The organism is Flavobacterium sp. SLB02 (genome assembly GCF_009664855.1).
Classification (GTDB): Bacteria; Bacteroidota; Bacteroidia; order Flavobacteriales; family Flavobacteriaceae; genus Flavobacterium.
The window spans coordinates 3,372,541-3,397,865 of the sequence record NZ_CP045928.1 but is presented as its reverse complement, the minus strand read 5'-3'; the positions used below and the strand labels follow the sequence as shown (position 1 = coordinate 3,397,865).

General features: G+C 34.1%; 17 protein-coding genes. 6 read left to right on the top strand and 11 right to left on the bottom strand.

The features are described 5' to 3' along the window. Positions 1–63: 63 nt before the first annotated feature. On the bottom strand, positions 64–2,511 hold the full coding sequence (thrA, locus tag GIY83_RS12010) for a bifunctional aspartate kinase/homoserine dehydrogenase I (protein ID WP_208681524.1): 2,448 nt from the start codon (positions 2,509–2,511) through the stop codon (positions 64–66). Between the two features lie 723 nt (positions 2,512–3,234). Between thrA and hutH the strand changes: the two genes are divergently transcribed. The 4 genes from hutH (at position 3,235) to GIY83_RS11990 (ending at position 8,371) form a co-directional block, all read left to right on the top strand. Then, positions 3,235–4,749, top strand: coding sequence for a histidine ammonia-lyase (gene hutH, locus GIY83_RS12005; RefSeq protein WP_194615551.1), 1,515 nt, complete (start codon positions 3,235–3,237; stop codon positions 4,747–4,749). A 48-nt stretch (positions 4,750–4,797) separates the two neighbouring features. Further along, the gene (locus tag GIY83_RS12000) at positions 4,798–5,442 is read left to right on the top strand and encodes a DUF47 domain-containing protein (RefSeq protein ID WP_055098081.1); all 645 of its coding nucleotides are present in this window, start codon (positions 4,798–4,800) and stop codon (positions 5,440–5,442) included. Positions 5,443–5,474: 32 nt separating this feature from the next. Further along, positions 5,475–6,815: an inorganic phosphate transporter gene (locus GIY83_RS11995; RefSeq protein WP_194615552.1), complete on the top strand. Its 1,341-nt coding sequence runs from the start codon at positions 5,475–5,477 to the stop codon at positions 6,813–6,815. Between the two features lie 170 nt (positions 6,816–6,985). Further along, positions 6,986–8,371, top strand: a complete 1,386-nt coding sequence (locus tag GIY83_RS11990) for an SMI1/KNR4 family protein (RefSeq protein ID WP_208681522.1) — start codon at positions 6,986–6,988, stop codon at positions 8,369–8,371. A gap of 78 nt (positions 8,372–8,449) precedes the next feature. Here the strand turns inward: GIY83_RS11990 and GIY83_RS11985 are convergent, their stop codons facing one another. The 6 genes from GIY83_RS11985 to GIY83_RS11960 form a co-directional block, all read right to left on the bottom strand. Further along, on the bottom strand, positions 8,450–9,766 hold the full coding sequence (locus GIY83_RS11985; RefSeq protein WP_208681520.1) for a serine hydrolase: 1,317 nt from the start codon (positions 9,764–9,766) through the stop codon (positions 8,450–8,452). Continuing rightward, on the bottom strand, positions 9,763–10,380 hold the full coding sequence (locus tag GIY83_RS11980; protein WP_208681514.1) for a hypothetical protein: 618 nt from the start codon (positions 10,378–10,380) through the stop codon (positions 9,763–9,765). Before GIY83_RS11980 ends, GIY83_RS11985 begins: the two co-directional genes overlap by 4 nt. Then, positions 10,377–10,712, bottom strand: a complete 336-nt coding sequence (locus GIY83_RS11975; protein ID WP_065447952.1) for a PadR family transcriptional regulator — start codon at positions 10,710–10,712, stop codon at positions 10,377–10,379. Before GIY83_RS11975 ends, GIY83_RS11980 begins: the two co-directional genes overlap by 4 nt. Positions 10,713–10,820: 108 nt before the next feature. After that, positions 10,821–11,336, bottom strand: coding sequence for a DUF421 domain-containing protein (locus tag GIY83_RS11970; protein ID WP_208681512.1), 516 nt, complete (start codon positions 11,334–11,336; stop codon positions 10,821–10,823). A gap of 100 nt (positions 11,337–11,436) precedes the next feature. Beyond that, positions 11,437–12,807 (bottom strand): 30S ribosomal protein S6--L-glutamate ligase, encoded by a 1,371-nt coding sequence (gene rimK / locus GIY83_RS11965; protein WP_194615558.1) that lies wholly within the window; start codon positions 12,805–12,807, stop codon positions 11,437–11,439. A gap of 143 nt (positions 12,808–12,950) precedes the next feature. Further along, positions 12,951–15,497: an ATP-dependent Clp protease ATP-binding subunit gene (locus GIY83_RS11960; protein WP_208681510.1), complete on the bottom strand. Its 2,547-nt coding sequence runs from the start codon at positions 15,495–15,497 to the stop codon at positions 12,951–12,953. Positions 15,498–15,755: 258 nt separating this feature from the next. Here GIY83_RS11960 and gyrA point away from each other — a divergent pair, with 258 nt between their 5' ends. After that, positions 15,756–18,398 (top strand): DNA gyrase subunit A, encoded by a 2,643-nt coding sequence (gene gyrA / locus GIY83_RS11955; protein WP_194615560.1) that lies wholly within the window; start codon positions 15,756–15,758, stop codon positions 18,396–18,398. Positions 18,399–18,438: 40 nt separating this feature from the next. Continuing rightward, a complete protein-coding gene (locus tag GIY83_RS11950; protein WP_194615561.1) occupies positions 18,439–19,710 on the top strand; it encodes a tetratricopeptide repeat protein in 1,272 nt (423 codons plus the stop codon). 76 nt (positions 19,711–19,786) lie between these two features. Here the strand turns inward: GIY83_RS11950 and GIY83_RS11945 are convergent, their stop codons facing one another. The 4 genes from GIY83_RS11945 to GIY83_RS11930 form a co-directional block, all read right to left on the bottom strand. Further along, positions 19,787–20,206, bottom strand: a complete 420-nt coding sequence (locus GIY83_RS11945) for an OsmC family protein (protein WP_194615562.1) — start codon at positions 20,204–20,206, stop codon at positions 19,787–19,789. Positions 20,207–20,559: 353 nt separating this feature from the next. Next, positions 20,560–22,551 (bottom strand): DUF349 domain-containing protein, encoded by a 1,992-nt coding sequence (locus GIY83_RS11940; RefSeq protein WP_208681508.1) that lies wholly within the window; start codon positions 22,549–22,551, stop codon positions 20,560–20,562. A 435-nt stretch (positions 22,552–22,986) separates the two neighbouring features. Continuing rightward, a complete protein-coding gene (locus tag GIY83_RS11935; RefSeq protein ID WP_194615564.1) occupies positions 22,987–23,736 on the bottom strand; it encodes a shikimate dehydrogenase in 750 nt (249 codons plus the stop codon). Continuing rightward, positions 23,736–25,133, bottom strand: a complete 1,398-nt coding sequence (locus GIY83_RS11930; RefSeq protein WP_208681506.1) for a tetratricopeptide repeat protein — start codon at positions 25,131–25,133, stop codon at positions 23,736–23,738. Before GIY83_RS11930 ends, GIY83_RS11935 begins: the two co-directional genes overlap by 1 nt. Between the last annotated feature and the right edge of the window lie 192 nt (positions 25,134–25,325).

The following is a 25,325-nucleotide window of genomic DNA, read 5'->3' as shown; positions in this document are numbered from 1 at the left end:
AAAGGTTCAGAGAGGCAAAGCGACAAAGTGAAAACCTTTGAACCTTTGTGCCTTTGTACCTTATTAATTATTTCCTATTCGAATAACGTCTGCAAAAATTCCTGATGCAGTAACCGCTGCTCCCGCTCCAGCGCCTTTGATCAATAAAGGCTGATCTACGTAACGATCTGTGTAGAACAATACGATATTGTCTTTTCCTTCTAAATTATAGAAGGGATGATCTTTCGGGATGAATTGAAGACCTACGCTTGCTTTTCCATTTTCGAATTGTGCTACGTATTTCAATCTTGAATCTTTGGTTAAAGCCTCTTCGTAGATTTTTTTGAAATGAGCAGCGTGTTTGGTTAACGAAGCAAAAAAGTCTTCGTTGTTTGTTGTTGCTAAACATTCGGCAGGCAGGAACGATTCGTTGGCGATGGCATCAATATCCATTTCGTAACCGCTTTCGCGAATTAAGATTAAGATTTTACGCGCAACATCGATTCCGCTTAAGTCGATTTTTGGGTCCGGTTCTGTGAATCCCTGAACTCCGGCTTCTTTTACTACATCGTGAAAAGAATTGTTCTTATCAAAATTATTGAAAATGAAGTTTAAACTTCCTGATAAAACCGCTTGGATTTTGTGCACTTTATCACCTGATGCAATTAAGTTTTTTACGGTGTCAATAATGGGTAATCCCGCGCCAACATTGGTTTCAAACAAAAATGGAGCGTTATACTGACGTGATAAACTTTTCAGTTTTTTATAATTGTCGTAAGCAGATGAACAGGCAATTTTATTACAAGTTACAACGGCAATACTTTGTTTTAAGAATTTTTCGTAAGTTTCAGAAACGCTTGCATTTGCTGTAATATCCACAAAAATACTGTTGCGTAAATTGAGCTCTTTGGCACGTGCGATAAATTCTGTCGGAATAGCATGTTCGCCTTTGTCTAAAGCCGATTGCCAGTCTTTTAGAGAAATTCCGTCCTCGTCAAAAAGCATTTTTCTGGAGTTCGATAAAGCAATTACGCGAACATTTATTTTTAAATTTTCTTTTAAAAACTTTCTTTGATTGTGAATTTGCTCGATGAATTTCTCACCTACATTTCCAACTCCCATTACAAATAAATTCAGCTGTTTGGTGTTTTCCTCAAAGAAGTTTTCGTGCAATGTATTCAATGCTTTTTTAACGTCTCTTTCGTTAATTACAGTCGAAATATTACGCTCAGAAGCACCTTGCGCAATAGCACGGATATTTACGTTGTTTTTACCCAAAGTACTAAACATTCTTCCGCTTAAACCCTGGTGATTCTTCATGTTTTCTCCCACCAAAGCAATAATGCAAAGGTCTTTCTCTACAATGGCAGGATCAATTTTGTTTTGAAGAATTTCTACTTCAAAAGCTTTATTGATGGCAGCTTCGGCATTATCAGCATCCGAATTTAAAATTCCGATACAAATAGAATGTTCAGAAGAAGCCTGAGTGATAAAAATAACATTGATTTTTTCCTGAGACAATACTTCGAACAAACGTTTTGATGAACCCGAAACTCCAATCATTCCAGGACCTTCCAAAGTTACCAACGAAATATGATCGATATGACTGATTCCTTTTACAACCGTATCTTTTGATGAAACCTGATTCGAAATTAAAGTTCCTACAGCTTCCGGCTCAAAAGTGTTTTTGATTAAAATGGGAATGTTTTTTCTTAAAACTGGCTGAATTGTCGGCGGATACAATACTTTGGCACCAAAATGCGATAATTCCATCGCTTCCTGATACGAAATGTTTGCAATGGGTTGTGCTTGTTTTACAATTTTAGGGTTGGCAGTAAACATTCCGTTTACGTCTGTCCAGATTTCCAATTGTGATGCGTTAAGCGCTCCGGCAATTATAGCAGCAGTATAATCAGAACCGCCACGGCCCAAAGTTGTAGTGATTCCGTCATGGGTCTGAGCAATAAACCCCGGTAAAATATTGATTTGTGATTGATTTCCGCCAAAATATTCCTGAATCAATTGGTTAGAAACTTCAAAGTTTACCACCGCTTTACCAAAGTTATTGTTGGTTTTAATCAGTTCGCGACTGTCTTTATACACTACATCCTTATCAATTTGCTGATACGCCTGCGCGATGATGTAAGAAGAAAGCAATTCTCCAAAACTTAAAATAGTATCAGCAGTCCTTGGAGACAGTTCGCCCAATAAAAAACAACCGTCTAATAAAGTTTCTAAGTGATTGATGATTCTTTTTACATGGCTTAACAAGCTGCTTTGCTCGCTTACCGGAATAAGATCTTTTAATGTATCAAGGTGTTTTTTCTCGATTTCAGCAACAATCTCTCTAAAGCTTTCGTCGTTTGCCGCTGCTTTTGCTGCCGCCAACTGCAATAAATCGGTTACTTTGCTTAAAGCTGAAACAACAACTACTAGTTTATCTTGTTTAGAATTCTGGTTTATAATTTCGAGAACGAGTTTTATATTTTGAGCATTGGCAACCGAAGTTCCGCCAAATTTTAATACTTTCATTTTGATATTTTTTAATAATGTGCAAAGATTTTGAGTAACAAAGGTTCAAAGGTTATCAACGGTGAACTGAAACTGAAAACTGCGACTATTTTTTTCTTTGTAAATGTTTTTTATGTATCCATCGTCTTTCTTCTTTCAAGAAAAAAGTATAGATAACCCAGGTTTATATGTGAAAATGTATACCCCTAAGGGGTAGTAGTTGTTGTAGTAGAAATTGTAGTAGCAGCAATTGCAACTCTGGATTGAGTTGTCATTGTAGATTGATATTTTGCGCTGTTACTTTTCATTTTGATTTTTCAAAAGTACAGTTTTTTATAAAAGTTAAAAAACTGAAAATCCTTTTTGCGAATATTTCAATAATTCAAATGTAAGCATTTTAATATTGAGTAATTGTTAAAATTAAAACTCTAAATGTTGCTTATTCATATATTTAATGCTTTTTCTAAGAAGGTTTTAAAGTCTTTAGGGTATTGATTTTATTAGGAAGCAGATAAAAAACAAACGATTTTAGCCTATATATTAAGTAGGAAATTTTTTTTATGTCTTTTAAGATGAAATCTGCGATTGAAATTTTTATCAATAAAGAACTGATTTTTTGTCTGATAAGGATTATGAAATAAATAAAACCGACGAACCGAATTGAGGCAAATTTTAATTATTATGAACAAATGTTGCTTTTTAATATTGATTTGCTGAATTTTGATGTCTTAAAATACAAACAATATGAGAGAAATCCATTATATAAGTACTGAAATCTTAACCTTAGAAGCTTTACAAGAAATTATCGTAAACCAGAAAACCCTTGAATTATCTGAAGAAGCGAAAGTAAATGTTCAGAAATGCCGTGATTATTTAGATAAAAAAATGGCTTCACATTCTGAACCTATTTATGGTATCAATACAGGATTTGGATCTTTATGTAATGTGAAAATCTCTAATGAAAATTTATCCAAACTTCAGGAAAATCTGGTAAAGTCGCATGCATGCGGAACCGGAGAAGAAGTTCCTGCTGAAATTGTAAAGCTGATGTTGTTGCTTAAAATTCAATCTTTAAGCTATGGACACTCTGGAATTCAGCTGCAAACCGTAAATCGTTTGGTTGATTTTTATAATAATGACATTTTACCTATTATTTATACTCAGGGTTCTCTTGGAGCTTCTGGAGATTTGGCACCTTTGGCGCATTTGTCTTTGCCTTTATTAGGTGAAGGTGAAGTTTTGTTTGAAGGAAAAAAAGTGGCTTCTGCTGAAGTTTTGAAGCATTTTGGCTGGGAACCAATCGTTTTACAATCAAAAGAAGGTTTGGCTTTGTTGAACGGAACTCAGTTTATGAGTGCTTACGGGGCTCATATTTTGATAAAAGCCTACAAATATTCTTATTTGGCTGATTTAATAGGTACCATTTCATTAGAAGGTTTTGACGGAAGAAGCGAACCTTTTAACGAATTGATTCATTATATACGTCCGCACAAAGGGCAAATCGTGACAGCACAGCGTATTAATGAGTTTCTGGAAGGAAGCGAGATTATTGCTCAGGAGAAAAAACACGTTCAGGATCCTTATTCTTTCCGTTGTATGCCACAAGTTCACGGTGCTTCAAAAGATGCGATCGATTATGTTCGAAAAGTATTCAAAACCGAAATTAATTCGGTTACGGATAATCCAAATATATTTATTGAGGCAGATCAGATTATCTCCGGCGGAAATTTCCACGGACAGCCTTTGGCTTTGGCTTTAGATTTTATGGCAATTGCTTTGGCTGAATTAGGAAGTATTTCTGAAAGAAGAACCTATCAGTTGATTTCGGGATTGCGTAATCTTCCGGCATTTTTGGTAGATAATCCGGGATTAAATTCGGGATTTATGATTCCGCAATATACTGCCGCAAGTATTGCAAGTCAAAACAAACAATTGGCAACTCCATCAAGTGTAGACAGTATTGTATCGAGTAACGGACAAGAAGATCACGTGAGTATGGGAGCAAACGGAGCAACAAAAGCGTTACGTGTTTTAGATAATTTAGAGCGTATTCTGGCAATTGAATTATTGAATGCTTCACAGGCTATTGCTTACAGAGAACCTCTTAAATCAAGTGATTTTATCGAGATGTTTTTGAGCAGTTACAGAGAGGTAGTTCCGCTGGTTAAGGAGGATAGAATCTTACATTATGACATCGAAAAAACCGTTGAATTCCTTGATAGTTTCCAAATTGAAAACGATTTGTTAACAATGGCTTAACATTGTAGAATATTAATGAAGTAATTTTGCACTATCAAAAATATAAAAATGTCAATAAACAGTATTTTCCAATTTTTAGTGCCGAAAGACAAGAAATTCTTTCCACTTTTTGAAGAGGCTTCAAGCAATTTAATTGAATTAGCTTCTAATTTACACGAAGCTGTAAATCTTCCATTAAAAGAAAGAGAAGTTCTTTTTCAGAGAATTGACGAATTAGAGCAAAAAGGAGAAGACATTACACGTCAGACCAATCTTGAATTGAGTAGAAACTTTATTACTCCATTTGACAGAGAGGATATTCACACATTGATTACTTCTATTGACAACGTTGCAGATTATTTGCACGGAGCAGCAAGCAGAATGAGATTGTATCAGGTTGACAAGATTACAAAATCGATCAGAAAAATGACCGAAATCAATCTTGAAGCTTGTCAGAACATTGACAGTGCAGTAAAAGAATTGAGAAATTTAAAGAATTTCAAAGTCATAAAAGATGCTTGTGCCAGAATTAATAAACTGGAAAACAAGTCAGATAACGTTTATAACAAAGCAGTTTTTGAAATTTTTGAAAACGAAACAGATGCTAAAAATATTATTAAATATAAAGAAGTGTTATCTGTTTTAGAATCAGCAACAGATAAATGTAAGAGCGTTGCGAACATACTAGAATCTATTTCGGTAAAACATTCTTAAATTCAATTTATTTCATTCTGAAGTTATAATTTATGACGCTACTTATAATTATTATAGTATTAGCCTTAATTTTTGATTACATCAATGGTTTTCATGATGCGGCAAATGCTATTGCAACAGTTGTTGCCACAAAGGTGCTAACGCCTTTTCAGGCGGTTCTTTGGGCAGCATTTTTTAACTTTCTGGCTTATTGGGTTTTCGGATTTGGTGTTGCGGATACTGTTGCAAAAACAGCGCACACTATGGAGATTAACCTTGTGGTAATTCTTGCGGGGGTTATTGCAGCGATTTGTTGGAATTTATTGACATGGTGGTTAGGTATTCCTTCAAGTTCATCACATACCTTAATTGGTGGTTTTGCCGGAGCAGCAGTTGCTCACGCGATCGCTGTACATGGTTTTTCAGGTTATGTTGGTGAAGACGGAACTACACATTACTGGTATCAAATTGTAAGCTGGTATAAGGCTGGAAAAGATGGCGGAATGCCTTCGGGAGTTCTTATTATCATTGCCTTTATTGTTTTGGCACCGCTTTTAGGAGCTTTGGCTTCTTATTTAATTTCGATCTGGTTATTAAATGCTTCTCGTAAAAGTATTTATCCTAAAATATTTACAGTTGCCTTGATGATTGCTACTGTTTGGTTTGTGAGTGGTCTAATGGTGCCTTATGACGAGATTCTTAAACATGGAAAACCTCGTTTTGATTCACATTTTTGGAGCGTAGCTTTCGATCCGCATAATATTAAATGGTTTTTAGTTGCTTTCATTATCTTAACAGTAAGTGCATTTTGTTTGATCTTTAGTAGTTTGAATCTACATCAGGCAGATGCGGCGTTAAAGAAAATGCAATTACTTTCTTCTGCTGCTTTTAGTTTAGGACACGGAGGAAATGATTCGCAAAAAGTAATGGGTATTATTGCTGCTGCTGTAGCGGTTTATATCAATACAAACCCGGGTGTACATATGGATTCCTGGTTAGATGTTGTATTGCCAAATGATGATTTAGGTATAAAAGGAGTAATGCCGGGATGGATTCCGTTAGCGTGTTATTCTGCAATTGCGGCAGGAACTTTGAGTGGTGGATGGAAGATTGTGAAAACAATGGGTTCTAAAATCACAAAAGTAACATCGTTTGAAGGTGTTGCTGCTGAAACTGCTGGTGCTTTAACGCTTTATTTTACTGAGCATTTAAAAATTCCGGTAAGTACAACGCATACTATTACAGGTTCTATCATCGGTGTTGGATTAACAAAACGTGTATCTGCCGTTCGTTGGGGAGTTACTGTAAGCTTAATCTGGGCATGGATATTAACCATTCCAATTTCAGCAATATTGGCAGGTTTAGTATATTACATTTTAAGTGTATTTATATAAAAGTAAAAAGATTTTTGTAAAATGTGAGAGATAAAATCGCATTTTAAAACAGATAGAAAAAGCCGGTTTCTTTATTGAAACCGGCTTTTTTGTTTGGTAGTATGGGTTGTTTTAAAGTTATAATGTATTTACATTTACTTTATAATAAAAGAAGGAAAAAGTTTTAGTTAATGGAAGAATTGAATCAAATTGAAAGAATAAAAAAGAAGCTGCTTATAGCAAAAAATACAGATAAGGATTTAAAAGTATTTGGTGCAGACAGTCATAAGTATTTTTTGGGCGAAACTGCAAATAGCGACCAAATTTTAAAGTTCGAAAAAGACTATAATCTGGAGCTTCCTGAAGATTATAAGGCTTTTTTACTTCATATTGGTAATGGTGGGATTTCGTATGCAGATTCTGCCGCGGGACCAGGTTACGGAATTTATCCACTTGGGAAAAATGTAGATGAATTTATCTCTGAAAATGCAAAGCAGTATCTAAAAGAAGATTGTAAATTATATCCTGAAATGACCGATCATTTTTGGGCTGATTTGAATAAAAATATTGAAGAAGATGAAGATATTTCAGATGAAGCTTTTGAAGAAGAATTAGGTAAAATATTCTCAGGATTATTGCCTGTTGGTACGCAGGGCTGTACGTATTATCATGCACTTGTTTTAAATGGTGAATTTAAAGGAAGAATTGTGAATGTCGACATTGACAGGCAAAAGCCATATTTTGCGTTTGAATCTAATTTTTTAGATTGGTATGAAAGATGGTTGGATGGAATTATACCAGAAAGTACAATGGCAACGCAACCTGATTTATTTAAATACACCTTAAGTGGATTGGCTGGTTATATTCTAGAAGTGTTTTTCTCTACAGAAAATCATGATACTAAAATAGAATGTCTGAATGGAATCCTGAAAAAGGAAAAATTAGATTCCGCAACTTTAGATATTGTAGAAGAACAATATAAATTAAGTTCAGGTGAAATTAAAAAAGAGATTCTTCAAATATTGACCAAGTTTGATTATGAACGTGCAAAACCTCATCTAATTTCTTATTCAGATGAAAGTTTATTAGATGTTTTTCAGTTTGTATTTTGGTATGCAAAAGATAAAAGTATAGATTGGTTAGAGGTTATAAAGTCGAATATTGAAAATATTCATGATGAAGAAACGTTTAGTTTTTGTACTTATTTATTAGAAGCAATGAATCTTGATTATGCCGATATTATTGTTCCTTTTACTTATAATAAAAGCGAAGATGTAAGGGTTGATGCTTATTATGCACTGGGAAAATTGGAGAATAAAAGTAATTATATTGATGCTTTTATATCCGGCCTTAATGATGAATCAAACAGGGTAATTCATATCGTTTTGCAGGCTTTAAATGGAGTAGAAGACAGGAGGCTTTTAAAGTATTATAAATTGATAGCTGAAAAATTTCCGGTCGAAAAAGATTATATTTTAGTGAATCTGAATCATAGATTAAAACCATTTGGTTTAACTAATAAAACAATTAAAAAAATCAAGACAGATTTAGAAATTGATCTTAATAATATCAAGTAGAATTAAATTTTAGAGATAAAAAAAAGCTAGTTTCGATAAAGAAACTAGCTTTTTTTTTATTTGCTATTTTAGGTGTATTTATTCTTTGGTGAATAAAAATTCTTGTCCGCCCTGTTTTAAAATCATTTCTTTTTTATCATAATTGAATTCAAGAACGATACCCGCAGTATCAAATTTGAACACTTTGGTAGTTGTAGCTTCTAACGGAAAAGAAGGTTGTCCGGTAGCTTGAGCAATTAATGTATTGTCTTTTTTTGAAATCGTTATTTTTATTGGAATTTGAGTACTTCCGTAAGTTCCGGAATACAAATCCAGAATTTCCGGACTAACAGCAACGCTTCTGAAAACCGGCATTGTAAATGGTTTGTTAAAGTAGGAGTTTAAAGCGCATAATAAGATGTTATTATTGTCGTAATCCAAACCGTTTGAAGTTAAGGTTAAAGCTAATTTTTCATTTGGAAAATAGCCTGCAACAGATTTAAAACCATCAATTCCTCCGGTATGACCGTAGTTTTTCTTTTCATAGTAAGGAAATTCAAATAATCCCATTCCAAATTTATCTTGTGCGGTTTTCATTTGATTTAAATGATCTGCTGAAATAATTTTTCCGGCAAAAAGACCTTCAAAAAAGATGTTTAAGTCAGTTGGATTAGAAACAATTGCTCCGGCACCAAGCGGAATCGACATGTCTGTTTCACTTTCTTTTTTCCATTTCCCATTTTCAGCTGTATACGAATAACATTCGTTGTTCGCAATATTGGTTTTTTTACCTATATAAGTGTTTTTTAATTTTAATGGATTAACAATTTTCAGGTTTAAAATTTCGCCGAAAGATTTCTTGTAAATATCTTCTAATATAAAAGACAATAAAACATAGTTAGAATTGCTGTATTGGCCTTTTGTGTTTGGTTCAAAAGCAATTTCTCCGGCAGCTATCCTTTCGATCATTTTAGCTCTGGGTTGAAATTGCGTATTCCAGCTTAAATAATCATCATCGTTTGTAAAATCGTGTATACCGCTTCTGTGGTTTAATAAATTGCTAATTGTAATTGTTTTTGCATTTTTTACCGTTGGAAAATATTTATCAATAGTTTGATTTAAAGTGATTTTATTTTCTTCGATAGCTTTAAAAATAAGCGCTGCAGTAAAAGTTTTAGAGATGGAACCAATTCTGTATTTCGTATTTATAGTTGATTTTTTTGAAGTCGCAACGTCATCAAAACCAATCGATTTGGTATAAATTGTTTTTCCGTTTTCAGAAAGGGCAATGCTTCCCATGTATTTGTTGTTCTTTTCCAGAAGCGTAAACAAACTGTCCAGTTTTTGGGTGTTGAAAGTTTGTGAGAAAGCACTTGTAACTATAAAAGTGCATAAACAAGTAATGATTTTTTTCATGATAATGTTTTTTGATTGATTGATTTTTTGAACTTTAATAAAAGGGTTATAAGAAAATAGAAAACTACGATTGCTAACAACATTACAGGAATAAACCAGTTGCCCAATACTTCATGAGTTCCGTATTGAGTTTTGCTTTCAGGATTCATTATTCCTAATACAAACACAGAAGGCGACTCGCTTTTTATGTGAAGACCAACAAGATTTGGATTGAAGATTTTTGCAAAAATCAGAAAAACGAAACCAAACAGAAACAGATATAAAACAAAGAAAAAGATGTACGAAACACCATTTGTAAAGTTTAATATTAAAGCTTTAAAAACATGAACAGGGTTGAATGTTGTTGTTGCCTGTTCTAGTTTTTTATCAGCAACAAGAGGTTTTAGGACTTCTTCCGGAAAACCTAGTTTTTCGATAATATCTAAAAGTGAATCTAGTTCGTTAGTATTATTTCTATGTTGAATCGCTTCAAAAATATGGCTGTTGAATTCCATGTAAATATCATCCTGATTTCTTTTTGATAATGATGCCGTCGCTTTTTTAACGCGCTTCATGTAGTCGTTGTAAATTCGCTGCGAAGCTTTTTGTTCGAATTTGATGTCTTCTATTCTCATTGGATGATTTTTTTAATTGATTTCTCGAGATTCTCCCAGTAGATATTCATCTGGCTTAGAGTTTCTATTCCGGCTTCGGTCAATGAATAATACTTTCTCGGGATCCCAGTTTCCTGTTCTACCCATTTTGAATCTACTAATTCTTCAGTTTTTAACCGATTCATTAAAGGATAAAGCGTTCCCTCGGCAATTTCTATTTCAGTATGTTTTCTTATTTGTTCGATAAGTTCATAACCGTAGTACTCATGATTTTTGAGTACGTTGAGGATGATGAAAGTCAATGTGCCTTTCTTTACCTGCGATTTCCAGTTTGTTACAAATGTTTCGTTCATTCTGCTAATGTATAACAAAATACATAGTATAACAAAGTATATAGCTAAGTTTTTTTTATTATAAATATTTAAAATGTTGATTTTTAAATGTTTAAATATTTTTAGAGGTTATTTCTGTAAGTTCTTGTGATTGTGTTTTCGCTTAAAATGCGTCTCCTTGATATTTTTTTTATCATCTGAGATCACGCTTATCGTACCGTCAATTTCCAGCATAGCGAGCTTTATATCTGTCAAATGCTCTAAACCATGTTCACGTGCCGCTTCTTTTAATTCTTCGTGCGAAATATCCAATTTACTCAGGGTTTTAAAATCGATTATTCCGTTATGAATCAGGATTTCGGGTTTGTCTAATAATAAGTTATTGAGCCCTTTGTATTTATGTGTAAGCTTTTTGATGATATAATTAATGATAAACAATGCCAGAGCAGCAATTAAACCTCCTGAAAGACTGGTGTCAGGCCCGACCATGGCATTTTGAACCGAATTACTAATCAATAAAATCAGAATGATATCGGCGGTATTCAATTGCGAAAGCTCTTTTTTACCAAAAACTCTAAGGGCGATTGTCATGAAAAAATAAACGGCAACACTTCTTGCGATAATATCCAGATAGGGGTATAGCATCTTTTTTGGAATTTAAATTTAAAAAAAGCTTTGTCGAAGTTTTACACTTTGACAAAGCTGCTAAATTAATTATAGGTTATTAAGTTCAGGTGAACTTTACTTATATCAGTTTAAAATTCTTTTCAATTGCTTTAATCATTTCTCCGGCAACATCTTTGTTTGTAGCGCCTTCGATTCCTTCAAGACCTGGGGAAGAGTTTACCTCAAGTAATAAAGGCCCTTTTGAAGAGCGAATAATATCAACTCCGGCTACTTTTAAATCCATAGCTTTTGCGGCTTTTATAGCGATTTTTTTCTCTTCGGCCGTTACTTTTATAACAGATGCAGTTCCGCCCAAATGAATATTAGCTCTAAATTCTCCCGGCATTGCTTCACGCTGGATAGCTGCAACCACTTTTCCGTCGATTACAAAACAACGAATGTCTTTTCCGTTCGCTTCTTTGATGAATTCCTGAACCAGGATATTAGCATTTAAGCTTTTAAAAGCATTGATAACACTTTCTGCTGCTTTTTTAGTTTCTGCCAAAACAACCCCTTTTCCTTGAGTTCCTTCCAGTAATTTTACAATTAAAGGCGAGCCTCCAACCATTTTAATTAAGTTGTCAGTATCCAAAGGAGAATTGGCAAAACCAGTTGTAGGAATATCAATTCCGCTGTTTAAGAGCAATTGTAAGGAATATAATTTATCTCGTGATTGTGTGATGGCTGTAGCCGAATTTAAAACGAAAACCTTCAAAGCTTCAAACTGACGTGTTAGCGCACAGCCATAAAAAGTTATACTTGGTCTAATACGTGGAATAATAGCATCAAACTGATTCAATATTTTTCCGCCGCGATAATGAATTTCAGGAGTTTTAGCGTCCAGTTTCATGTAACATTCCTTGATATTCAAAAAATGCATTTCATGACCGCGCATTTCACCCGCTTCCATAATTCTTTTATTGCTGTATAATTCAGGATTACTGGCCAAAAGTCCAATTCGTAAACCAGAAGTTGCTTTTTCGGAGTTTTGGTATAATTCTTTTAGTGTTTCTGTAGACGGCTGTCCTAACATGTATTTTTCCTCAGGATCAACCAGTACACGTCCGCTCATGGCTTCGCGCCCTAAAAGCATACGAAAACCCATTGAATCCCTGTTGGTCAGGGTCATTTCTATTGGCCATTTTATATCGCCAAGTTTAATGCTGGTCTGGATAACGTAACGGTGTTCTCTAAAACCGCTTGAACTTTTTACAATTCTTTTATCAACCAACGGAGCTTCGCAATGGATGATAGTTTTAATATTATTCTGAATTGGATTAATATCAAATTTCACCCAATTGGCATCATTTTTTATAAAAGGAGCTATGTTTATAGCGTGCATTGCCGAAGTTTTAGCACCGGAATCGACACGAGCTTTGATTGTCGGGATTCCTAGTTCTGGAAATGAGCACCATTCTTCGCTACCTAAAATGACTTTGTTTTGAAGCATACGTTATTATTTGTTTTTATAGAGATTAATAGCCAAAAATAGCTATTTGCTTTTACTAAAGATAGTAAATTATCTAAAAAAAATACCCGTTATGTTATGAAAACGTAACGGGTAAATTAAATTTGTTATAGATTTAAACTAATTTATTGATTAGTTGGCTCCTCGGCTTTGTGTATTTCTACTGAAAGTTCTTGAGAATCATCTTTTAAATCCATTAAGATTTCATCACCTGAATGTATTTTTGAAGTTATGATTTCTTCTGCCAATAAATCTTCAACGTATTTCTGAATCGCTCTTTTTAGAGGTCTCGCTCCAAATTGTCTGTCAAAACCTTTTTCAGCAATAAATGCTTTGGCTTTATCAGTAAGATTTAGTTTGTAACCTAATTCAGCAATACGAGAATATAGTTTTGCAAGTTCGATTTCGATAATCAAATCGATGTCGCCTTTTTCTAATGCGTTAAATACGATTACATCATCAATTCTGTTTAAGAATTCAGGAGCGAAGGTTTTTTTCAATGCATTTTCGATAATACTTTTTGAGTTTTCATCAGCCTGAGCTACTTTCGCAGCAGTTCCGAATCCTACACCTTGTCCAAAATCTTTTAACTGACGTGCTCCAACATTCGATGTCATGATAATGATGGTGTTTTTAAAGTCGATTTTGCGACCTAAGCTATCTGTCAAATATCCGTCATCTAAAACCTGAAGCATCATATTGAATACGTCCGGATGCGCTTTTTCGATCTCGTCTAAAAGTACCACGCAATATGGTTTTCTACGAACTTTTTCAGTCAATTGACCTCCTTCTTCGTAACCAACGTATCCCGGAGGCGCTCCAACTAAACGAGAAATAGCAAATTTTTCCATGTATTCACTCATGTCGATACGAACTAACGCATCTTCAGAATCGAATAATTCTTTTGCTAAAACTTTCGCCAATTGGGTTTTACCAACTCCAGTCTGACCTAAGAAAATAAACGAACCAATTGGTTTGTTAGGATCTTTAAGTCCGGCTCTGTTACGCTGAATAGAACGTGCAATTTTTAAAACGGCTTCGTTTTGACCAATTACTTTGTTTTGAATCAATTCAGGTAATTTGGCTAGTTTATTACTTTCTGTTTGAGCAATTCTGTTTACAGGAATTCCGGTCATCATAGAAACAACATCAGCTACATTATCTTCTGTAACTTCAATTCTGTTGTTTTTAGAATCTTCTTCCCATTGTTCTTGTGCAACCGCAAGATCTTTTTCTATGCGTTTTTCATCATCGCGAAGTTTGGCAGCCTCTTCGTATTTTTGTTTTTTGACTACCATGTTTTTCGTTTCACGAACTTCTTCTAACTGACGCTCTAAATCTAAAATTTGTTTAGGAACATCAATGTTAGTAATGTGTACGCGTGATCCTGCTTCGTCAAGAGCATCAATAGCTTTGTCCGGTAAAAAACGCTCAGACATATATCTGTTGGTTAATTTAACACAAGCTTCAATGGCTTCCTGAGTATAAGTTACATTATGGTGATCTTCGTATTTGTCCTTAACGTTATTTAAAATGGCAATCGTCTCTTCAACAGATGTTGGTTCAACAATTACTTTCTGGAAACGTCTTTCAAGAGCACCATCTTTCTCAATATATTGTCTGTATTCATCAAGAGTTGTAGCACCAATACATTGGATTTCACCTCTTGCTAAAGCAGGTTTAAACATGTTCGAAGCATCAAGAGAACCTGTTGCTCCACCGGCACCTACAATCGTGTGAATTTCATCAATAAAAAGAATGATATCGTCATTTTTCTCCAGCTCGTTCATTACGGCTTTCATTCTTTCTTCAAACTGACCGCGGTATTTTGTTCCGGCAACTAAACTAGCCAAATCAAGAGTAACCACGCGTTTGTGAAAAAGAATACGGGATACTTTCTTCTGGATAATACGTAGAGCAAGTCCTTCTGCAATAGCAGACTTACCAACTCCAGGTTCTCCAATAAGAAGCGGGTTGTTCTTTTTTCTACGGCTTAGAATTTGAGAAACACGTTCGATTTCTTTCTCGCGTCCTACAACCGGATCTAGTTTTCCTTCCTCGGCCATTTCTGTTAAATCTCTCCCAAAATTATCTAAAACCGGAGTCTTGGATTTTTTGTTTGACTTATTGGCGGGATTGTTAAAACTACTTTCTTTAAGACTGTCATCTTGTCCTGAATCGTCATTATACGATTCGTTTCTTGGCAAGTTTTCTAAGAATTCTTCTTCGTTTGGAGTCATATTTAAATATTGTTCTTTAGCTATGTCATAATCTATTTTTAGTTTATTCAATAGCTTGGTTGTTGGATCGTTTTCGTTTCGTAAGATACACAATAGCAAGTGCGCCGTGCTAATAGACGAGCTCTGAAATACTTTAGCTTCTAGAAATGTGGTCTTCAGGGCTCTTTCCGCCTGACGCGTAAGATGAAGATTTTTCTTTTCTGCATTTACTTCAACGCTTTGATTGGCCGGGCTCAGTATTTCTACCTTCCTGCGTAAATGATCTAGATCGACTGCAAGGTTATTAAGAATATGAATAGCTTTTCCGTTTCCATCCCTTAAAATGCCTAGCATTAGATGTTCAGTACCAATAAAGTCGTGGCCCAAACGTAAGGCTTCCTCTTTACTGTAGGTAATAACATCTTTTACTCTTGGTGAAAAATTATCATCCATAATATATAATTGGTATTGTAAATTTAGTGAATTAGTGTTTGAAAAACAAAAACCATACCCTTAAGGAACTCCTGACAGCTAAGAGACAAAAAAAATAACAATAAAAGCGTTAAAATACGCTTAATTTATTAACCAAAAGCGAAAATAAAGTTGTTAATAAATCATTGAAATAAGTGTAAGTAAATAGCTGAAAAAATTCCAAAAAAACGTATCTTGGCACGCTTTGAAACTAATATAATTATTTAAACATAACAACTTATGTCTGAAGGAGAAAAGTTAATTCCTATTAACATTGAAGATGAAATGAAATCAGCTTACATCGATTATTCGATGTCAGTAATTGTATCGAGAGCGCTTCCGGATGTTAGAGATGGCTTGAAACCAGTGCATCGAAGAGTTCTTTACGGAATGTATGATTTAGGTGTAACTTCAAGATCTGCCCACAAAAAGTCTGCAAGAATCGTAGGAGAGGTTCTGGGTAAGTATCACCCACACGGGGATACTTCTGTTTATGATGCAATGGTTCGTATGGCTCAGGAATGGAGTATGCGTTATTTATTAGTGGATGGTCAGGGTAACTTTGGGTCTGTCGATGGTGATAGCCCTGCAGCAATGCGTTATACTGAGGCCAGAATGCGTAAAATATCTGAAGATATCATGGCAGATATCGAAAAAGAAACAGTTGATTTTCAATTGAACTTTGACGATACATTATATGAGCCAAAAGTAATGCCTACAAGAGTTCCTACTTTATTAGTAAACGGAGCAACAGGTATTGCCGTTGGTATGGCAACAAATATGCCTCCACACAATTTAACTGAAGTTATCAATGGTACATTAGCGTATCTTGATAATAACGATATTGAAGTTGACGAATTAATGACACACATTAAAGCTCCCGATTTTCCAACCGGTGGTGTAATATATGGTTATGAAGGAGTTCGCGAAGCTTTTAAAACCGGTAGAGGACGTATTGTAATGCGTGCTAAAGTTGGTTTTGAAGAAGTTGACGGAAGAGAATGTATCATCGTAACGGAGATTCCCTATCAGGTGAACAAAGCCGAAATGATCAAACGTACGGCTGATTTAGTTAACGATAAAAAAATCGAAGGTATTGCGAATATTCGTGACGAGTCTGATAGAAACGGTATGCGTATCGTTTATATTCTGAAACGTGACGCTACGCCAAACGTAGTATTGAATACCTTATATAAATTCACATCATTACAATCTTCTTTTAGTGTAAATAATATTGCATTAGTAAAAGGACGCCCGCAAATGTTGAATCTAAAAGATATGATTCACTATTTTATCGAGCACCGTCATGATGTAGTAGTGCGTAGAACTCGTTTTGAATTGCGTAAAGCAGAAGAAAGAGCGCATATCTTAGAAGGATTAATCATTGCTTCTGATAATATTGACGAAGTTATTGCGATCATCAGAGGTTCTAAGAATACAGAAGAAGCTCGTGAGAAATTGATCGAAAGATTTAATTTGTCAGATATTCAGGCACGTGCTATTGTTGAGATGCGTTTACGTCAGTTAACAGGTCTGGAACAAGATAAGTTAAGAGCTGAATTCGACGAATTGATGAAGTTAATCGAGCATTTGAAAGCTTTATTGGCAGATGTAGATTTAAGAACGAATTTAATTAAAGAAGAACTGGAAGAAATCCGTGAGAAATACGGAGATGAGCGTCGTTCTATAATTGAATATTCTGGTGGAGATGTAAGTATCGAGGATTTGATTGCCGATGAAAATGTAGTAATTACAATTTCACACGCAGGTTATATCAAACGTACCAACTTAACAGAATACAAAACTCAAAATAGAGGTGGAGTTGGACAAAAAAGCGCAGGAACAAGAGATCAGGATTTCCTTGAGCATATGTTCGTTGCAACCAATCACCAGTATATGATGTTCTTTACGCAAAAAGGAAAATGTTTCTGGATGCGTGTTTACGAAATTCCTGAAGGAAGCAAAACTGCAAAAGGTAGAGCAATCCAGAATTTAGTAAATATTGAAAGCGATGATAAAGTAAAAGCTTTCATTTGTACACAAGACTTAAAAGACAAAGATTATATCAACAGTCATAATCTTGTAATGGTAACGAAACAAGGTCAGGTGAAGAAAACTTCTTTAGAGAAATATTCTAAACCAAGGGTAAATGGTGTTGCTGCAATTACAATTAAAGAAGGTGATGAGTTACTTGAAGCTAAATTAACAAACGGAGAAAGCCAAATTATCTTAGCTGTTAAGTCTGGTAAATTGGTTCGTTTTGAGGAAACTAAGACGCGTCCGATGGGAAGAACAGCATCAGGAGTTCGCGGAATTACCTTAAAAGACGATACTGATGAAGTAATTGGTATGGTTACGGTTGATAAAGAGGATGTAAACGATACACAGATTTTGGTTGTAACTGAAAACGGATACGGTAAACGTACTAAATTAGTTGATGACGATGGAGAAGATGTTTACAGAATCACAAACCGTGGAGGTAAAGGTGTTAAAACACTTAATATCACGGAGAAAACAGGAAAATTAATTTCTATTAGCAATGTAACAGATGCTGATGATTTAATGATCATCAATAAGTCAGGATTAACAATTAGAATGGCGATTGAAGATTTACGTGTAATGGGTCGTGCAACACAAGGGGTTCGATTGATTAACTTAAAAGGTAAAGATTCTATTGCTGCTGTAACAAAAGTTATGAAAGATGATGTTGCAGAGGTTGTTGTTGACGAAGACGGAAACGTTATTGAGTCTGCTATCGAAAGAGTAAAACCGGATTTAGAAGTTCTTGAGGACGAAGGTCCTGTAGACGATGACGACGACGATGATACTGATCAAGAAATTGAAGACGAAGATGATTCTGAAGAAGAAGAGTCTGAGGAATAAAAAGTAAACCACTTATAATTAAATACACAAATTGAATATTATGAAAAGTAAATATGTAATACTTGCGTCAGCATTATTGATTTCAGTAGCTACTTTTGCTCAAAAGGATCAGATAAAAAGTGCTGAAAAAGCGTTAAAAGGAGGGGATGCTCAGGGAGCAATTACAATCCTGAACGATGCAGAAAATATGGTAGCAAATGCCAAAGATGTTGAGCAGGCTCAATTTTACTCTGTAAAAGCTAATGCTTATTTAGATTTAGCAAATAAAAAAATAGACGAAAGTAAAAACCTTTCTCTTGCTGCTGAAAGCTATAAAAAGTTAATTGATGTTGAAAAAGCTTCAGGAAAATTAAAATATTCTACTCAGGCTGCAGCTTCAATTACTGAAATCAAAGGAAAGTTGATTAATTCAGCTATCGCAGATTCTCAGGCTGGTAAAAATGTTGAAGGAGCAAAAAAATTGTATGATGCTTATTTGTTAGAGAAAAAAGATACAATCAATTTGTATTATGCAGCTTCAACAGCGGTAAATGCTCAGGATTTTGATCTTGCATTGCCAATGTACGAAGAGTTGAAACAATTAAATTATTCTGGAAAAGGAACTAGCTATACTGCTGTAAACAAAATTTCAGGTAACGAAGATGCTTTTAATAGTGCAAAAGACAGAGATTTAGCTGTAAAATTAGGAACTCACGAAAAGCCTCAAACAGAAGCTATTCCTTCTAAAAGAGGAGAGATTTACAAAAATCTTGCTTTAATTTTAGTTCAAAAAGGGCGTGGCGAAGATGCTAAAAAAGCAATCGCTGATGCAAGAAAAGCAAATCCGGATGATAGTTCTTTGATCCTTACTGAAGCTAACTTGTATTTAGAGTCTAAAGATTTTGATACTTACAAAAAATTAGTTGGTGAAGCTTTGCAAAAAGATCCAAACAATGCTGATTTAGTATTCAATTTAGGAGTTCTTAGTGCGAATGCAAAAAACAATGCTGATGCTGAGAAATATTATTTGAAAGCTATCGAAATCAATCCAAAGTATACAAATGCTTATCTTAACCTGGCAGCTTTGAAATTAGAAGCTGAAAAACCAATTATTGATGAGATGAATAAATTGGGTACTTCTGCAAAAGATATGAAGCGTTACGATGTGTTGAAAGGACAAAGAGAAAATGTTTTTAAAGCAGTAATTCCTTACCTTAAAAAAGCAAATGAGTTAGATCCTAAAAACGAAGATGTTTCTAAAACATTATTAGGAGTTTACAAAGCGTTAGAAATGACTGCTGAAGCAAAAGCTCTAAAAGCTACAATGAACTAATAAACGTTTGTTTAAATCTATAAAAAAAACCATTCACTGCGGTGAATGGTTTTTTTTATGCTTAAAAATATTGCTTTTAGCTTACTAGTGAAGCAGATAAAGTAATAGTGGTATTTAAAAGTTTAGAAATCGGACAGATTTCTTTTGCTTTTGCAGCTGTTTTTTCAAATTCCTCAGCTGAAATATTAGGAACCTTGCCTTTTAAATCTAAATGAATTAAAGTTATTGTTCCGTCTTCAAAAGTAACTGTAGCTTCTGTATTAAGATCATCGGCAGTAAAACCTCCTTCGTTAAGTAAAAAGCTTAATTGCATCGTAAAACAGCCCGAATGCGCTGCTGCAACCAATTCTTCAGGATTTGTTCCCACTCCGTCTGCGAATCTTGTTTTAAATGATAATTGCGCATTATCTAGTGTAGTACTTTGTGTGCTGATTTTTCCTGTTCCTTCCATGCCCGTTCCTTTCCAGTTGGCATTCGCTTTTCTTGTAAATTTCATTTTTCGTTGTTATTAGGATTAATAATTGAATTTGTTGATTATCAATAGATAATGTGGTTTATCAAATATAATCAATATTTTACAGAAATTTTTTCATGAAATTATAATACATTGTTAAGTTTCGGGTTGAAACGAGATAGATATTGGAGTGAACTTAACCGCAAAGTGCGCAAAGTTTTTTTAATATACTGACTGGGATTTATAAAACGCAAAGCTCGCAAGGCTTTGTGTTTATTTAGCTTTGCGAACTTTGTGTATCCCGATAGCTATCGGGATTGTGTACTTTGCGGTAAAATCAGAATAGTATAAAAAAAAAACTGCAATGAATATTCACTGCAGTTTTGATATTTAAATTATTCCTGACCCAGGTTTCGTAATTGTTTCAGTTTATCTTTCCAAAGTTCAAGGCTTTCTTTATGGATAGCGATGTTTTTACGAACTTCAAGAACAATTGAATTCTCTTTTTTAGCATTTTTTGTATTAGCAAAAAACTGAATATTGTTTTCTAATTGGAAAATTTCATTTTGAACTTCTTCAATCTTACGCATTAAGAAGATCTTTTCGTTGTCTAATTTACGAGTATCATTACTATCAGATAATGAGTCGATACGATTAGAGAAACGCATCATTTCAGTTTCTTTTTTGCTTAAGCTTAATTTTTCAAAAAGAGCGTCTAGGATTTTATTGAATTTTCCTTCTATATGACGTCTTGAAAAAGGTACTTTTCCGTAACCTTTCCAGATTTCGATATGTGCTTTAATAGCATCCAAATCAGTTTTGTGATCACCAGTCAATTGATAAGCTCTTAAAATGTCTAAGTATGCTTTTTTATTGTCGAAAGCAGCTACTTCGTCAACATTTTCTTCAGATTTGTACTCTTTTAATTTATCAAAATAATGATTACAAGCGTCTTTGAATTCTTTCCAGATTTTATCTGAATATTTTTTAGGAACGTGACCAATTTGTTTCCACTCTTCCTGAATTTGCTTCATGATAGGGGTAGTGGCACCAAAATCGGTACTTTCTTGTAGTTCTTTTGCTTTGGCAACAAGAGCCATTTTTTTGTTTAGATTGTCGTTTTGATCCTTTTTAATGTCTTTGTAAAATGAATTTTTAAAAGAATTAAAGTTTCTAACGGCAGTTTTAAAAGCAGCCCAGGTTTCTTCGTTAACTTCAGATGGTACTTTTCCGGCAGCGAAAAACTCATTTCTAAGTGCTTCTACCTTCTGAATTTGTACTAACCATTGGGAGTGAGAGTTTACTTTTTCAGTTCCTAAAACTTCAATTTTACCAATGATTTCTTTTTTAACTTCAAGATTTTTTTGTTCGTTTGCTCTTTGGCTTTCAAACAAAACTTCTCTCTTGTCATGGATTTTTTTAGTCAGTTCACTAAATTTATTCCAGATGGTATCACGGTGTTCTTTAGAAACTGGTCCGATATCTTCTTTCCAGATTCTATGTAAATCCTGTAATTCACGGAATGCTTTGCTAATGTCGGTTTCGTTTGCTAACTCTTCAACACGTGCAATAATTTTTTGTTTTTGCTCCAGATTGTATTTAAAATCTAAATCTCTGGCTTCACGATCTAAGTGTAGGTAATCGTAAAAATTCTCTACGTGAAAATGGTAATTATTCCAAACGTGATTGTATTTGTCTTTTGGGATTGCTCCGGCATTTTTCCATCTTTCTCTTAAATCATTAAAATGTTTAAGAGTGTCTTTGATGTTTTCCTGCGGATTGATAAGCTCTTTAAGCTCTTCTACAATCGCAAGTCTGTTTTCTAAATTCGATTTTAGATTGGTTTGTAAATGCTTGAAATGTGCATTTCTTTTTTCTCTAAAAACATTGTAATACTCGTCAAATTTAGATTTTAACGGAGAATGATATTCAAATTCTTCATTCGGGTCTTGTTTAGAAGCGTTGAATTCTTCTTTTTTCTCCTCTATAAGGTGGTTGTATTGTATTAAAAATGACTTCTTGATTTCTTCGATATGATCTTTTACAGACATTACTTTATCTGTGTTGATCAGTTTTTTAAGTTCATCTACCAGCACATCCATAGCAAAAGTATCATAATCCTGCATAGGAATATCATGACGCTCTTTCAGCGTTTCATCTTCACTTTCTTCGGCGTTCGAATTTGTTATGGCATCTAATGCAGTCTGATGAGCGGTTTCTGTTTCTTCGGCTGTATTTTCTGCTTCAGTTTCAGTTTCTGAAGTTGAGATTTTAGCAGCAGTTTCAGGCTCTGATGTTTCAGTTGCATTATCTTGTGTAGAATCGCTAATTTCGATTTCTAATTTTCCGTCTGCTTCCTGCAGGTTATCATTCTTTTCTTCTAACATTTTAAATGTATAAGGTTTTTATTTTAAACAGAGCGAAAGATACTAAAGGTGTTTCTAAATACAAAATAAATCGTTTGTTTATACGCTTTTTTAAGATGAAATTCCTATTTATTGTGGTATTTTAGGAATATGATATGGGTTTTTTAGCTGATTTTTTTGAAGTAAATTTAAATTTCGGATTAATAGAAATTTTAGAAAAATCAAATTAAATTAATATTGTAAACTTAAATTTTTAGTTTTCTTTCAAACTAAAACAAAATAAGGACTCTGACTTCGATGCCGTAATTGTAGGATTTATGGCTTCTAAAAGTAATACCGGGTTGGATGTAAATCATATTGATTAGCATCATTTTTCATCCAAACTCTAAAAAAAAAAACTATTACTTAGTCTAATATATAAAAAAAACACACTAGTAATTAGTGTGTTTTTGTCTTTTATTTATTCCAGATTTTCCAGGCTTTCTCTGCCTGAAAAATAAGCATGTCATAACCGTTTTTGATTACAGCGCCTTTTTCTTTGGCGTTTTTTAAAAACTGAGTTTCTGCCGGATTATAGATTAAATCGTAGGCGATATGTTTCTCTGTAAAAAACTCGTACGGAAGATCTGGACAAGCTTCTATATTTGGGCTTGTGCCAACTGGTGTACAATTGATTATGATTTTGAAATTATCAAATGTAGTGGCATTGATTAAATTGTAATCGATAATGTTTTCCTTGGCTTCTCTCGATACAAAAGTATACGGAATACCAAGTTCGTCCAGTGCAAAGGCAACACCTTTTGAGGCGCCGCCTGTACCCAGAATAAGTGCTTTTTTATGGTGCGGCTCTAATAATGGTTCTAATGATTTTTTGAAACCATAGTAATCAGTGTTGTATCCTTTTAATTTTCCGTTTTTGGTAAATTTAATCGTGTTTACGGCACCAATTAGAGCTGCTTTTTTTGAAAGTTTATCTAAGAAGGGAATTACTTGTTCTTTGTACGGAATCGTAACATTAAGGCCTTTTAAATCGGGATTGTTTTTTACTAATTCAGTGAAATAATTAATTTCTGAGATGTCAAAGTTTTCATAGCTGTTGCCGGCAAAAACTTCATCGCTAAATTTTTCTGTAAAATATCCTTTCGAAAATGAGTAACTAATATTACGGCCTAACAAGCCAAAACGTCTCCTTAAAATATCAATCATTATTGTTTTCTATGTTTTTCTATATAATTTTTAACCGTCTTTTTTGACCATACTACCGGAAATAAATCTTCGATTAAGATGTAATTATCAAAGTTCAAACGCAAACCATTGCTTAAATGAAATTTTGCTTTGGTATTGTCCTGAATCATGAAATACAATCCTGCCAAACGATATTCGATCTCGTTTTCTTCCGGAAAATATTCTGTGGCCTGTAATAAAGTCTGAATAGCGCTTTCGAATTCGCCTAAAAACTGAAGAATGTCAACCCAAAATAACCAGGTATCTAAGGCATAATCTCCAAATTCTACTGCTTTTCTATAACCAAATTCTGCTTCTTCAAAAAAGTTCATTTGTTTGTTGATCGTCGCATAACGTTTCCAGTACAAACGATTTTGATTGTCGATTGCTAATGCTTTATTGACAAAAAATAAGGCTTTCTGGAAGTTTTTCTGGCGAACATAAAAATCAGTAATAGCAATCCATCCTTTGTCTAAAAGGGGATCTTCGTGTACTGTTTGGTTATAGTATTGAAGTGCTTTAACTGAATTACCCAGTTTTTCGTAACATTTCCCTATACGCAATAGCGCATAAGAAGTAGCATCGTCTAACTCGATGGTTCTGTTGTAGCTTTCAATCGCTTCAGCGTATTGTTTAAGACGCTCATAGGCTTTTGCTTTTTCCATGAAAGCACCTAAAAACTCATCGTCGATTAGGGTTGCATAGTCAAAAGCACGAATAGCGTTTTGATATTCTTTTACGCCATAATGCAAACGGCCAAGCTGATGCCAGGCGATTTCGCTGTATGGGTTTTTATTGATGTACTCGTTGAGATAAACAATGGCTTCCTGGTTTTGATCTAAAAATTCAAAACAATACACCACATTATATAAGGCAGACTGATCTTCTAAATCTTCTTCAAGACATTTGATAAAACTGTCTTTTGCCATCTCGAGGTTATCCATAAAAAGATATTCCATTCCGATCAGGTTGTACACGTCAGCGTAGTCATCAGTATATTGCAGGGCAATTTTAAGCAATTCTACCGCTTTTTCGTGTTGATCTCTTTTAGAGCAGATATTGGCTTTCTGGATGTAAATTTCCTCGTTATTAGGTTCGATTGCATATAACTCATTTAAGAGTTTCTCGGCGATCTCTAGTTTATCGTCGTAAACCAACATTTCTACTTGTACTAATTTTAAGCCCGTAGATTTTGGGTGTTGGTCTAATGCAAGTTTCAAGGCCTTCTTTGCTAAATTAGCCTTGCCTATGTCTAAATAATGAAGAATAATTTCTTCAAATTCTTCAGAATCAAAAAAGAGTACTTTGTTAGTTTTTAACATCGACTCAAATTTGGATAGGGATAGGTTATAATCTTCTTCTTCGTTGCTTAATTGCATACTGTCTTTATTTGAAATTAGCCTGTTATAAATTTAGGCAACCATATTATTGTTGTGAGGAATGGGAATTAATTGTTGTGAACAATTTAATTAACAATATGGACAGAATTTCTATTCTGTTTTAAGTTATAATCTTTTGGTCTGTAAAAGATTAAATTTGATTTTTATTTTATTTTTGTTTTAACCGTGAAT